Source organism: Pantoea sp. JV6, assembly GCF_025910055.1.
GTDB classification, from domain to species: Bacteria; Pseudomonadota; Gammaproteobacteria; order Enterobacterales; family Enterobacteriaceae; genus Pantoea; species Pantoea agglomerans.
Map to the genome: position 1 here is coordinate 54,298 of NZ_JAPCIM010000020.1, position 12,450 is coordinate 66,747.

Sequence of the window (12,450 nt, forward strand, 5' to 3'; positions counted from 1 at the left end):
GCCCGCCCGCTGCATTTTAACCCCTTCTTTATACGCCTCCGCGCAAGCTAAGCCATAAATCCAATCCTCTGGAGGTTCCTGTGAGCGTGGGCGTAATAACCGGCATTGTGCTGGTGGTGTTGTTACTGGGCTATCTGATCTATGCCCTGTTAAATGCGGAGGCCTTCTGATGGCGGCCAATGCTTTTTTACTCATCGCATTTTATCTGCTGCTGCTGATGGTGCTGGCGCAGCCGCTCGGACGGGGTCTGGCGTCGTTAGTGGCTGACAAGCCGGTGTTTGCCCGCCTGGAAGCGCCGCTGTGGCGACTGCTGGGCGCGCAACAATCGGACATGCGCTGGCCGCACTACCTGCTGGCGATTCTGCTGTTTAATGCGCTGGGTTTCGTGGTGCTGCTGGCATTATTGCTGATGCAGGGCGCGCTGCCGCTGAATCCGCAGCAGCTGCCTGGCCTGAGCTGGCATCTGGCGCTGAACACCGCCGTGAGCTTCGTCACCAACACCAACTGGCAATCCTACAGCGGCGAAAGCACCCTGAGCTATTTCAGTCAGATGGTGGGCCTGACGGTGCAGAATTTCCTCTCAGCCGCGACCGGTATCGCCGTGGCGTTTGCGCTGATCCGTGGCTTTGCTAATCGCAGCTCTGCGACCCTGGGTAACGCCTGGCGCGACCTGACGCGCATCACGCTCTATGTCTTACTGCCGATCAGCCTGCTGATGGCGCTGTTCTTTGTCAGCCAGGGCAGCATCCAGAACTTCGCGCCTTATCACAGTTTCTCCACGCTGGAAGGCGTGCAGCAGACACTGTCGATGGGGCCGGTGGCGTCGCAGGAAGCGATCAAAATGCTGGGCACCAACGGTGGCGGCTTCTTTAACGCCAACTCCTCCCATCCATTTGAAAACCCGACGGTGCTGACTAACCTGGTGCAGATGCTGAGCATCTTCCTGATCCCGGCGGCGCTCTGCTTCGCGTTTGGCGAAAGCGTGCGTGACCGTCGTCAGGGCCACATGCTGCTGTGGGCGATGACGCTGATGTTTGTGGCGGCGGTATCGGTCGTCATGTGGGCCGAACTGCAGGGCAACCCGCACTTCCTCCAGCTGGGTGCTGACAGCGCCATCAACATGGAAGGTAAAGAGACGCGCTTTGGCATTCTTAACAGCAGCCTGTTCGCGGTTATCACTACCGCCGCCTCCTGCGGTGCGGTGAATGCCATGCACGACTCCTTTACCGCGCTGGGCGGCATGGTGCCGATGTGGCTGATGCAGCTGGGCGAAGTGGTGTTTGGCGGCGTCGGTGCCGGTCTCTACGGCATGCTGCTGTTTGTGCTGCTGGCGGTGTTTATCGCCGGGCTGATGATCGGTCGTACCCCGGAATTCCTGGGCAAAAAAATCGACGTCTGGGAGATGAAGATGACCGCGCTGGCGATTCTGGTCACACCGGCGCTGGTGCTGATCGGTACCGCACTGGCGATGATGACCGACGCCGGACGCAGTGCCATGGCCAATCCCGGCATTCACGGCTTCAGCGAAGTGCTCTACGCGGTCTCCTCGGCGGCCAACAACAACGGCAGCGCCTTTGCCGGCCTGAGTGCTAACACGCCGTTCTGGAACCTGCTACTGGCTGCCTGCATGCTGCTGGGCCGCTTCGGCATCATCATTCCGGTGATGGCGATTGCCGGTGCGATGGCGGTGAAAAAAGTGCAGCCGGTGGGTAACGGCACGCTGCCAACCCACGGTCCGCTGTTTATCGGACTGCTGATTGGCACGGTGCTGCTGGTGGGTGCACTGACCTTTATTCCTGCTCTGGCGCTGGGCCCGGTGGCTGAGCATCTGCAACTTGTTCAGGGACAATCCTCATGAGTCGTCAACAACAGGCGTTATTTGACGCAGCATTGCTGCGTACCTCGGCCTGGGATGCAGTGAAAAAGCTCGATCCCCGGGTGCAGTTCCGTAACCCGGTGATGTTTGTAGTCTACCTCGGCAGCATTCTGACCTCGCTGCTGGCGCTGGCGATGCTGACCGGCCGGATCAGCGGCAGCGCCAGCTTTACCGGGGCGATCGCGGTCTGGCTCTGGTTCACCGTGCTGTTCGCCAACCTGGCGGAGGCGCTGGCAGAAGGGCGCAGTAAGGCCCAGGCCAGCAGCCTGAAAGGGGTGAAAAAGACCAGCTTTGCCAAAAAACTCTCAGCGGCGCGCTATGGCGCCGAGTGGCAGCAGGTCAGTGCCGATGAGCTGCGCAAAGGCGATGCCGTGCTGGTGGAAGCGGGCGACATCATCCCCTGCGACGGTGAAGTGATGGAAGGCGGTGCCTCGGTGGATGAGAGCGCCATTACCGGTGAGTCCGCACCGGTGATCCGCGAGTCGGGCGGTGACTTCGCCTCCGTCACCGGCGGGACCCGCATTCTCTCTGACTGGCTGGTGATCACCTGTAGCGCCAACCCGGGCGAAACCTTCCTTGACCGGATGATCGCCATGGTGGAAGGCGCGAAACGCCGTAAAACCCCGAATGAGATCGCTCTGACCATCCTGCTGGTGTCACTGACCATCGTGTTCCTGCTGGCGACCGTGACACTCTGGCCGTTCTCGGCATGGGGCGGAACGCCGGTCAGCATCACGGTGCTGGTCGCGCTGCTGGTCTGCCTGATCCCGACCACCATCGGCGGCTTACTGTCGGCGATTGGCGTGGCGGGGATGAGCCGGATGCTGGGTGCTAACGTCATTGCGACCAGCGGGCGTGCGGTGGAAGCCGCGGGCGATGTGGATGTGCTGATGCTGGACAAAACCGGCACCATCACGCTGGGTAACCGTCAGGCGACCCAGTTCCTGCCCGCGCCGGGCGTCAGTGAAGAGCAACTGGCCGACGCCGCTCAGCTCGCCTCGCTGGCCGATGAGACGCCGGAAGGGCGCAGCATCGTGGTGCTGGCGAAACAGCGATTTAATCTGCGTGAGCGCGATCTCAGCAGCATGGGTGCCAGTTTTATTCCGTTCTCTGCGCAGACCCGCATGAGCGGCGTGAACGTGCAGGATCGACTGATCCGCAAAGGCGCGGTCGATGCGGTACGTCGCCACATCGAAGCGAACCATGGCCGTTTCCCGGCCGAGGTCAATGCGCAGGTGGAAGAGGTGGCACGCAGTGGCGGCACGCCGCTGGTGGTGTCAGAGGGCGCGAACGTGCTGGGCGTGGTGGCGCTGAAAGATATCGTCAAAGGTGGCATCAAAGAGCGCTTTGCCGAACTGCGCAAAATGGGTATCAAAACGGTGATGATCACCGGCGATAACCCGCTGACGGCCGCAGCGATTGCCGCGGAAGCGGGCGTGGATGACTTCCTGTCAGAGGCCACGCCGGAAGCCAAGCTGGCGCTGATCCGCCAGTATCAGGCGGAAGGGCGTTTAGTGGCGATGACCGGCGACGGCACCAACGATGCGCCAGCACTGGCGCAGGCGGATGTGGCGGTGGCGATGAACTCCGGTACCCAGGCGGCGAAAGAGGCGGGCAACATGGTCGATCTCGACTCGAACCCGACCAAGCTGCTGGAAGTGGTGCATATCGGTAAACAGATGCTGATGACGCGCGGTTCGCTGACCACCTTCAGTATCGCCAACGACGTGGCGAAATACTTCGCCATCATTCCGGCGGCGTTTGCGGCGACCTATCCGCAGCTCAACATGCTTAACGTGATGCACCTGCACTCGCCAGCCAGTGCGATTCTGTCGGCGGTGATCTTTAACGCTCTGGTGATTGTCTTCCTGATCCCGCTGGCCCTGAAAGGCGTCAGCTACCGCCCACTGAGCGCTGCTGCGCTGCTGCGCCGCAACCTGCTGATTTACGGTCTGGGTGGCCTGCTGGTGCCGTTTGTCGGCATCAAAGCGATCGATCTGCTGTTAGTGTTTTCAGGCATGGCCTGAGGAGAGAAAAATGAGTCAGTTACGTCCGGCAATTTTACTGTTGTTGCTGCTTACGCTTGTTACCGGCGTGGTTTATCCTTTGCTCACCACCGGTCTGGCGCAGTGGCTGTTTCCGTCCCAGTCCAGCGGCTCGCTGCTGGAGGAGGATGGCGTGGCGCGCGGATCGGCGCTGATTGGCCAGAACTTTACCCAGCCCAGCTATTTCTGGGGCCGCCCTTCAGCCAGTGGGGATAAACCTTATAATCCGCTGGCCTCAGGGGGCAGCAATCTGGCCGCCAGCAACCCGGCGCTGGACAAAGCGGTAGCCGATCGCGTCGCTGCGCTGCGGGCCGCGAATCCGCAGGCACCTGCCGCCGTCCCGGTTGAACTGGTCACCGCGTCAGCCAGCGGGCTGGACCCGGATATTTCGCCACAGGCCGCCCTTTGGCAGGCACCGCGTATCGCCGCCAGCCGCCAGTTGCCGTTGCCGCAGGTCGAGGCGCTGATTGATAAGATGACGCATCGTCCGCTGATGCCATTCCTCGGCACCCCGACCCTCAACGTGTTGCAGCTGAATATGGCGCTCAACGAACTGTAATGGTGTTAAGAGCCTATCCCATTAGGCTATTTTATTTGTCAGTCTGAACCTGGGCAGTGCTCACAATCCTCACGTACTACGTGTACGCTCCGGTTGTTCCGCGCTGTCCGTGTCCAGACTGTCTGCAACAATTACGCCTACTGGCATAGGCTCTAAGGAAGCGATGAACCACGAACCCCAGCGTCCCGATCCCGACGCGCTGCTGCAGGCTAACCGCGAAAGTCATCGCGGGCAGCTGAAAATTTACTTTGGTGCCTGTGCGGGCGTGGGTAAAACCTACGCCATGCTGCAGGAGGCACAGCGGCTGCGCGCGCAGGGTCTGGATGTCTTAATCGGCGTGGTAGAGACCCATGACCGGCCAGAAACCGCACAGCTGCTGACAGGGTTAACCCTGCTGCCGCGTCGCGCAACCGGCCGCTCGCGTCATGCAGAGTTTGATCTTGATGCCGCGCTGGCTCGCCATCCGGCGGTGATCCTGATGGATGAGCTGGCGCACACCAACGTGCAGGGCTCGCGCCATCCCAAGCGCTGGCAGGATATTGAGGAGCTGCTGGAAGCGGGCATCGATGTACTGACCACCGTCAACGTACAGCATCTTGAGAGCCTCAATGATGTGGTAGGCGGCGTCACCGGCATTCAGGTGCGCGAAACCGTGCCCGATCCCTTTTTCGACAGCGCCGACGAAGTGGTGCTGGTCGATCTGCCGCCCGACGATCTGCGGCAGCGGCTGAAAGAGGGCAAAGTCTACATTGGCGACCGCGCGGAACGCGCCATCGAAAACTTTTTCCGCAAAGGTAACCTGTTCGCCCTGCGTGAGCTGGCCCTGCGTCGCACCGCCGATCGGGTGGATGATCAGATGCGCGCCTGGCGCGATCAGCAGGGACGGGAGCGCGTCTGGCACACCCGCGACGCCATTCTGCTCTGCATTGGCGACGACAGCGGCAGTGAAAAGCTGGTGCGCACCGCCGCCCGACTGGCGGCGCGGCTTGGCAGTGAATGGCACGCGGTCTATGTCGAAACGCCCCGGCTGCACCGGCTGCCGGAAGCGCGGCGACGGGCGATTCTGCGCACGTTACAACTGGCGCAGGAGCTGGGCGCGGAAACCGCGACCCTCTCTGAGCCGGATGAAGCCGAAGCGGTACTGGGTTACGCCCGCGCGCACAATCTGGGCAAAATTGTCACCGGTCGTCGCCCGCTGCGGCGCTGGCGGCGTGACAGCTTTGCCGAACGGCTCGGCCAGCTGGGGCCGGATCTCGATCTGCTGGTGGTGGCGCTGGATGAGCCGCTGAAGGATGCGCCGCATCCGCTGCCGGATGGCCGCGTCACCAGCGAAAAATGGCGTATTCAGCTGCGCGGCGTAATGATGGCGCTGGTGCTCTGTATCCTTGTAACCGCCGCCGGACAGTCGGTACTGATCGGTTTCGATCCCGCCAACTGCGTAATGATCTATCTGCTGGCGGTGGTGATCGTGGCGCTGCGCTATGGTCGCTGGCCGTCGGTGATCGCCACGGTGATGAATATCGTCGCCTTTGACCTCTTCTTTGTTGCCCCCACCGGCACGGTGGCGGTCTCCGATCTGCAATATCTGGTGACCTTTGGCGTGATGCTGGCGGTGGGCGTAATCGTCGGCAATCTCACGGCAGGCGTGCGTTATCAGGCGCGGGTGGCGCGCTACCGCGAGCAGCGGGCGCGCCAGCTCTATGAGATGGCGAAATCGCTGGGCAGTGCGTTAACGCCGCAGGATATCGCCGCCACCAGCCAGCGGGTGCTGGATGCCACGTTACAGGCGCGCTGCCTGCTGCTGCTGCCGGATGAGCAGGGCGAACTGCAACCGGTGGGCGATGCGTTACCGGCCAGCGAGCCGGATCGCGCGATTGCTAAATGGAGTTACAGCAAAGGCCAGCCTGCGGGTGCGGGCACTGATACCTTACCGGCGGTGCCTTATCAGATCCTGCCGCTGAAAAGTGGCGCGCACTGCCGGGGTTTGCTGGTGGTGGAGCCGCAGAACCTGCGTCAGCTGATGATCCCCGAGCAGCAGCGGCTGGTGGAAACCTTTACGGTGCTGATTGCTAACGCACTGGAACGGATGGCGCTGTCGCATAGCGAGGCGGCGTCCCGGCTCTCGGCGGAGCGTGAACAGCTGCGCAATGCGCTGCTGTCAGCGCTGTCCCACGACCTGCGCACCCCACTGACCGTGCTGTTTGGTCAGGCGGAAATGCTGATGCTCGACCTGGCCAGCGACAACTCAAAATATGTGCCGCAGGCCAGTCAGATCCGCGAGCAGACGCTGAGCACCATCCGGCTGGTGAGCAACATGCTGGATATGGCCCGCATTCAGTCGGGCGGCCTCAACCTGCGTGAGGAGTGGCTGGCGCTGGAAGAGGTGGTCGGCGGGGCGCTGAGCAGCATGGCACCGTCGCTGAAAGGGCATGAGGTCCGGCTCGATCTGCCGGACGACATCGTGCTGATCAAAGGCGACAGCACGCTGCTGGAGCGGGTCTTCACCAACCTGATTGAGAACAGCCTGAAGTATGCCGGTAACAGCGCACCACGCGGCATTCGTGCCTGGCGTGCGGCATCACGGCTGGAGATCTCGGTCTGGGATAGCGGACCGGGCATTGCCGAAGACGATTTAAGCCGGATATTCGATAAATTCTGGCGGGGCGACAAAGAGTCGGCGGTGCCGGGCGTCGGGCTGGGTCTGGCAATCTGTAAAACCATTATCGAGAGCCACGGTGGTCAGATCTGGGCAGAGAACAGGGCCGAAGGGGGCGCGGCATTTCGTCTCTCGCTGCCGCTGCCGCCGGTCCCTGAAATTTCTGACGAAGGGCTGAAATAACTTCACAGTTGATCGGTTATACTCCCGGACCTGTTTGATTATTCGTGGGATTGTATGGAACGTTTTACCGAAAACCTGATGTATGCATCGCGCTGGTTGCTGGCCCCGGTTTACATTGGACTTTCGCTGGGATTGCTGGCGCTGACCATTAAATTTTTCCAGGAAATTTTCCACCTGCTGCCCAACATTTTCAGCATTGCGGAAAACGATCTTATCCTGCTGCTGCTGTCGCTGGTGGATATGACGCTGGTTGGCGGCCTGCTGGTGATGGTGATGCTGTCGGGTTATGAGAATTTCATCTCTAAGCTCGATATCGACGAAGATAAAGAGAAGCTGAGCTGGCTGGGCAAGATGGACTCCGGCTCGCTGAAAAACAAAGTCGCCGCCTCCATTGTCGCCATCTCCTCGATCCACCTGCTGCGGGTGTTTATGGAAGCGCGCAACGTCGAAAACGACAAGCTGATGTGGTACGTGATTATCCACCTGACCTTTGTGCTCTCCGCCTTTGTGATGGGCTGGCTGGATCAAATGTCGCGCAGCGATAAAAAACCGAAGTAACCTCTCTGGCGGCCCGCTGAGGCGGGCGCCTGCTTTACCCTTTCCGCTCTGTTCCCCCTGAACGACCCGCTGGCTGTGAGGCCGGGCGCGTGCCCGCCAGCTGCGGCATCACCTCTTTGATCATGGCAAAAAAGTGTTGCAGCCTGGCCGGGTAGTAACTCGCCCAGGGATAAGTCAGCCACACCGGCAGCGGCGGTGCCTGCCACGCAGGCATCAGCTGAACCAGGCCGCCATCCGCCAGATCTTCCTGCACCGCCCAGGACGAGACGATCGCGGCTCCCATCCCCGCCAGTGCCGCTTTGCGCACTGCATATAAACTGTCGCTGCTCAGCCGGGGCATAATCGGCAGGTTCACCGGCTGGCCGTCGTCAATCTTCTGCAACACCACTTCGTTACGGTAAAAACTGGTCAGTGCCAGCCACGGCAGGTCGCGCAACTGTTCAACCCGCTCTATCGGCGGCTGCTGCGCCAGCAGGTGCGGGGCGGCCACCACAATACGTGGCACTTCTGCCAGCAGTATCGCCACCACCGAAGGATCGGTTGGCGCACCGACCTGAATGGCGCAGTCCACATTCTCCGCCATAAAGTCGGGCGTGCGATCATTCAGCATCCACTCAATATTGAGCCGGGGGTAGCGGTGCAGATAGTCCACCAGCGGGGCGATCAGCTGATCCTGGCCAAAGGCGTGCGGGGCGCGAACCCGCAGCGTACCGACCGGGTCATCGCTGGCCCCGGTCAGCTCATCTTCCAGCGCATGCCAGGTCGCCAGCAGCTGCCGGGCCTGGGCGTAGCAGCGCTCGCCATCATCGGTAAGCTTCAGCGCATGGGTGGTGCGCAGGATAAGCTTGAGGCCCAGCCGCTGCTCCAGGCTCTGCAGTCGGCGGCTGACGGTGGGTTGTGTCGTGCCGAGCTGCGCGGCGGCGGCGGATAAGCTGCCGCTCTCGACAATACGGATAAAAGTCTGCATCAGATCGATGCGATCGCTGCTGTTAGGATTGTTCATACGCACCACGTATAACGGTTTTGCCTGATGTCAGTCTACCGCGTATAACCGCAATGCGCTCTAATGGCAGGACGAAATGATGAGGATTACAGCATGTCAGCCATACAGACCCAGACTCAAAATGAACCGCTCTCTGCGCCGCTGGTGTTTACCCTGGCCGCCGGTGCCGGACTCAGCGTCGCGTCGATCTACTACAGCCAGCCGATGCTGGATATCATCAGCAAGCAGTTTAACGCCGGCATCGGCGCGGTCGGCATGGTGCCGATGCTGACCCAGGCGGGCTATGCGCTGGGCATCCTGCTGCTGGCCCCGCTGGGCGATCGCCATGACCGGCGCACCATTATCTTTATCAAAGGCTTAATGCTGGTGGCGGCGCTGCTGCTGTGTGGTTTTTCCGGTGGACTCAGCGCGTTGCTGATTGCCAGTTTTATCACCGGCCTGACCGCCACCGTGGCGCAGGATATTGTACCCGCTTCGGCGGCGCTGGCGCCGGAACGCAGTCGGGGTAAAACAGTCGGCACGGTGATGACCGGGCTGCTGGTGGGGATCCTGCTGTCGCGGGTGGTCAGCGGGGTGGTGGCAGAGTATTTCGGCTGGCGCACCATGTATATGATTGCCGCGCTGGCGGTGCTGCTGATTACGCTGACGCTGTGGCGGGTACTGCCGCGTTTCGCGCCAGGCACCTCGGTGAGCTATCCGCGCCTGTTGCTGTCGCTGGTGCACCTGTGGCGTCACCATCAGACGCTGCGTCGTGCCGCACTGGCTCAGGGGCTGTTGTCAGTGGGTTTTAGCGCCTTCTGGTCGACGCTGGCGTTAATGCTCAGCGACCGCTTTCATCTGGACAGTGCCGTGGCCGGGGCATTTGGTTTAGCCGGTGCGGCGGGTGCCATGGCGGCACCGCTGGCGGGCAGTTTTGCTGACCGCATCGGTCCGGCAAGGGTCACGCAGGCTGGCGCCGCGCTGGTGACAATCTCCTTTGCGCTGATGTTTCTGCTGCCGCTGCTGCCAATGCCAGCCCAGCTGGCGCTGATTGTCCTCTGCACCATCGGCTTCGATTTAGGGGTGCAGGCCACGCTGGTGGCGCATCAGACGCTGGTCTATGGCCTGGCGCCTGAAGCGCGCAGTCGCCTGAATGCGCTGCTGTTTACCGTGGTGTTTATCGGTATGGCCACCGGTGCGGCGCTGGGAAGTCTGGCACTGGCACACTGGGGCTGGAATGGCGTGGTTGCGCTCTCGACCTTAGCCGGTGCCGCCGCGCTGGCGGTTCGCTTCGCCAGTCGACACCTGAAAAACTGACACCTCGCCCGTCAAAAAATGTGCCAGGCTTATTCATAAACCCGAAATAATCTGGAGTGTTATGAACTTTTTAGCCTGGACAGCAGCGACGGGCGGCCTCTTGCTGCTGATGTCGCTGGCTTCCGGTTGGATTCACCGGGGGCCAGTCACCTCATTTGGTCTGTTCCTTATCGCGGGCATGCTGTGCGGCCCGTGGGGATTTGATGTTATCCACATCGATATTGTTACCCATTCCGAAGCCGTGGCGCACATCACTGAAATCACCATGGCTGCCTCGCTGTTCATCACCGGCCTCAAGCTGCGTCAGCCGCTGCAAAATAACTGCTGGCACACCGGGCTGAAACTGGCTTTTCCCGCCATGCTGCTGACCGTGGCCGCGATGACCCTGCTGTCGCACTTCCTGGTGGGATTAGACTGGCCGATTGCACTGGCGTTTGGTGCCATTGTCGCGCCAACCGATCCGGTGCTGGCGAGCTTAATCTCGGTCAACGATGCGCAGGATGATGACTCGCTGCGCGTGGCGATCTCCAGCGAAGCGGGTATGAATGATGGTTCCGCGCTGCCGTTGCTGATGCTGGCGCTGCTGCTGTTTAATGGCGAAAGCCTGAGCGTGGCGATGCTGGGGCACTGGGGTGCGGTCGAGGTGCTCTGGGCAATTGGCGGCGGTCTGATCATCGGTTTTGTGCTGGGGCAGTTGATTGGCCTGCTGGCGACCCGACTACGCAATGCCAATGGCGATGTGGCGCCCAATGATTTCCTGGCGCTGGCGCTGATTGCGCTGAGTTATTCACTGGTGGAGTGGCTGGGTGCCTCCGGCTTCCTGGCTGCCTTCGCCGCCGGGCTGGGATTACGCCGTGCTGAGATGGGCGTATTCCGTCGCCATCAGCCGGACGATCTCTCTGACGACGAGCGCGTGCTGCCCTCTGAAGCACTGGTGAACCCTAACAAACGCCTGGCGCATCAGGGCGACAACAATATGGTGAAGTCGATAGGGTTTGTGGTAGGCGACGCCCTCTCTTTTGGCGATACTATTGAACGTTTACTGGCGGCTGGCATGATGGTGGTGCTGGGCGTCACACTGGCGCAGCACTGGAACATCTACGGCGTGCTGATCGGCCTGGTGCTGTTTGTGGTGGTGCGGCCACTGGCCGTCTGGCTGGTGACGCTGCGCGCCGGACTGCCGCTGGGGCAGCGTCTGCTGATTGGCTGGCTGGGCATCCGCGGGATTGGCAGTCTGAACTACATTGCCTATGCCTGGACGCACGGTATGGACGGCCCGCAGATGGAAATTATGACCAATATGGCGTTAACGCTGGTGGTCTGCAGCGTGGTGGTCCACGGCACCACCGTGTCGCCGCTGCTGAACTGGCGTCAGAAACGCCTAGAAGCCCTTCAGCGTAAGGTTTAACCCGAACTAACAGGAGTTAAGAATGAAAGTAACTCAGATAGTGCTGCTGAGCATCCTCGCCACCGGCAGCGCGCTGGCGGCGGACGAGGCTGACACTGAGCAGAATGTTTATGCCAGTCAGCTGTGCCACATTGTCAGCGGCGAGAAAAAGGTCGCCAGCGCGGATCAATATGTCGAACAGATGAAATCGACCGTGGCGCGCAGTCAGTCGCCGTCGGCGATGAATCAGCCTGAATTTGATGAAGAGTCCGCGCGTGAAGTGGCCAGTGCCTGGCTGCAGCTGGGAGATGATGAGCGTGCCAAACTGCGCGTTAACGAACAGCAGTGTGAGCAGGCCGTGATGGCGCAGTTCCAGCAGGAAGATTAACCGCATCGGATTAAATAAAAACGCGCCTGCCGGCTAATACTGATCAGTTAAGATTAAATTTATAAAGGCTGTCACGGTCAAACGTGGCAGCTTTTTTTCCGGGCGAGCGAGCCGCAGTGCGGGCCAGCGCACCTCTGCTGCTGCCGGGCCGTCCTCGCGCCGCTCACGCGGTACCTTCGGCTTTGACGCCGTGCCGACGAACCGTTCGGGGATCGGCCCTCCCTGGCCGGCCCCGAACTGTCCACGCTTCCCGGCGTGGACTTCTGGCCCGCCGTCACGCCTCAGCGTTGCGGATAGCCCTTTCAGCAGCAGAGGCGCTCAGGCCTCTACTCTCGTGCCCTTTTTAACAATACACACTGAAGTTTCAGAGCAGGCCGGTGGCGGGCAGGGGCAGGCAATCCGCAGCGCTGAACAGAATGAGTCTGCCAGGAGAGCCCGCAGGACGCGGGCGAAAGGCGGGGCGGCACAGGATGTGCCATCCCCGGCGGTCCGTCAGGCA

General features: G+C 61.2%; 10 protein-coding genes. 9 read left to right on the plus strand and 1 reads right to left on the minus strand.

Features of this window, described 5'->3' with window-relative positions:
• Positions 1-80 precede the first annotated feature (80 nt).
• The 6 genes from kdpF (at position 81) to OK412_RS18775 (ending at position 7,877) form a co-directional block, all read left to right on the plus strand.
• A complete protein-coding gene (kdpF, locus tag OK412_RS18750; protein ID WP_010253443.1) occupies positions 81-170 on the plus strand; it encodes a K(+)-transporting ATPase subunit F in 90 nt (29 codons plus the stop codon).
• Complete coding sequence (kdpA, locus tag OK412_RS18755; protein WP_264353437.1) at positions 170-1,858, plus strand: potassium-transporting ATPase subunit KdpA; 1,689 nt, start codon at positions 170-172, stop codon at positions 1,856-1,858. The genes kdpF and kdpA overlap by 1 nt, the downstream gene beginning before the upstream one ends.
• Positions 1,855-3,903 carry a potassium-transporting ATPase subunit KdpB gene (gene kdpB, locus OK412_RS18760; protein ID WP_010671495.1) on the plus strand — a complete coding sequence of 683 codons (2,049 nt, stop codon included), beginning with the start codon at positions 1,855-1,857 and terminating at the stop codon, positions 3,901-3,903. The genes kdpA and kdpB overlap by 4 nt, the downstream gene beginning before the upstream one ends.
• Positions 3,904-3,913: 10 nt before the next feature.
• Positions 3,914-4,480: a potassium-transporting ATPase subunit KdpC gene (kdpC, locus tag OK412_RS18765; RefSeq protein WP_264353438.1), complete on the plus strand. Its 567-nt coding sequence runs from the start codon at positions 3,914-3,916 to the stop codon at positions 4,478-4,480.
• A 163-nt stretch (positions 4,481-4,643) separates the two neighbouring features.
• On the plus strand, positions 4,644-7,319 hold the full coding sequence (gene kdpD / locus OK412_RS18770; RefSeq protein WP_010253433.1) for a two-component system sensor histidine kinase KdpD: 2,676 nt from the start codon (positions 4,644-4,646) through the stop codon (positions 7,317-7,319).
• A gap of 54 nt (positions 7,320-7,373) precedes the next feature.
• Positions 7,374-7,877 (plus strand): TIGR00645 family protein, encoded by a 504-nt coding sequence (locus OK412_RS18775; protein WP_010253431.1) that lies wholly within the window; start codon positions 7,374-7,376, stop codon positions 7,875-7,877.
• A 34-nt stretch (positions 7,878-7,911) separates the two neighbouring features.
• Here OK412_RS18775 and OK412_RS18780 read toward each other — a convergent pair whose 3' ends face one another.
• Entirely contained in the window at positions 7,912-8,880 is a 969-nt protein-coding gene (locus OK412_RS18780; protein ID WP_167430662.1) for a LysR family transcriptional regulator, read from the minus strand.
• Positions 8,881-8,973: 93 nt separating this feature from the next.
• Between OK412_RS18780 and OK412_RS18785 the strand changes: the two genes are divergently transcribed.
• The 3 genes from OK412_RS18785 to OK412_RS18795 all read left to right on the plus strand — a co-directional run bounded on the left by OK412_RS18785 (position 8,974) and on the right by OK412_RS18795 (position 11,951).
• Positions 8,974-10,176, plus strand: coding sequence for an MFS transporter (locus tag OK412_RS18785; protein WP_010253427.1), 1,203 nt, complete (start codon positions 8,974-8,976; stop codon positions 10,174-10,176).
• A gap of 61 nt (positions 10,177-10,237) precedes the next feature.
• Positions 10,238-11,584: a cation:proton antiporter gene (locus OK412_RS18790; RefSeq protein WP_264353439.1), complete on the plus strand. Its 1,347-nt coding sequence runs from the start codon at positions 10,238-10,240 to the stop codon at positions 11,582-11,584.
• Positions 11,585-11,606: 22 nt separating this feature from the next.
• Positions 11,607-11,951 carry a hypothetical protein gene (locus OK412_RS18795; RefSeq protein WP_010671501.1) on the plus strand — a complete coding sequence of 115 codons (345 nt, stop codon included), beginning with the start codon at positions 11,607-11,609 and terminating at the stop codon, positions 11,949-11,951.
• Positions 11,952-12,450 lie beyond the last annotated feature (499 nt).

Excerpts from the sequence above, each read along its gene's own strand:
- kdpA (WP_264353437.1), top strand. The coding sequence starts at position 170 with ATGGCGGCCAATGCTTTTTTACTCATCGCATTTTATCTGCTGCTGCTG.
- kdpB (WP_010671495.1), top strand. The coding sequence starts at position 1,855 with ATGAGTCGTCAACAACAGGCGTTATTTGACGCAGCATTGCTGCGTACC.
- kdpC (WP_264353438.1), top strand. The coding sequence starts at position 3,914 with ATGAGTCAGTTACGTCCGGCAATTTTACTGTTGTTGCTGCTTACGCTT.
- kdpD (WP_010253433.1), top strand. The coding sequence starts at position 4,644 with ATGAACCACGAACCCCAGCGTCCCGATCCCGACGCGCTGCTGCAGGCT.
- OK412_RS18775 (WP_010253431.1), top strand. The coding sequence starts at position 7,374 with ATGGAACGTTTTACCGAAAACCTGATGTATGCATCGCGCTGGTTGCTG.
- OK412_RS18780 (WP_167430662.1), bottom strand. The coding sequence starts at position 8,880 with ATGAACAATCCTAACAGCAGCGATCGCATCGATCTGATGCAGACTTTT.
- OK412_RS18785 (WP_010253427.1), top strand. The coding sequence starts at position 8,974 with ATGTCAGCCATACAGACCCAGACTCAAAATGAACCGCTCTCTGCGCCG.
- OK412_RS18790 (WP_264353439.1), top strand. The coding sequence starts at position 10,238 with ATGAACTTTTTAGCCTGGACAGCAGCGACGGGCGGCCTCTTGCTGCTG.
- OK412_RS18795 (WP_010671501.1), top strand. The coding sequence starts at position 11,607 with ATGAAAGTAACTCAGATAGTGCTGCTGAGCATCCTCGCCACCGGCAGC.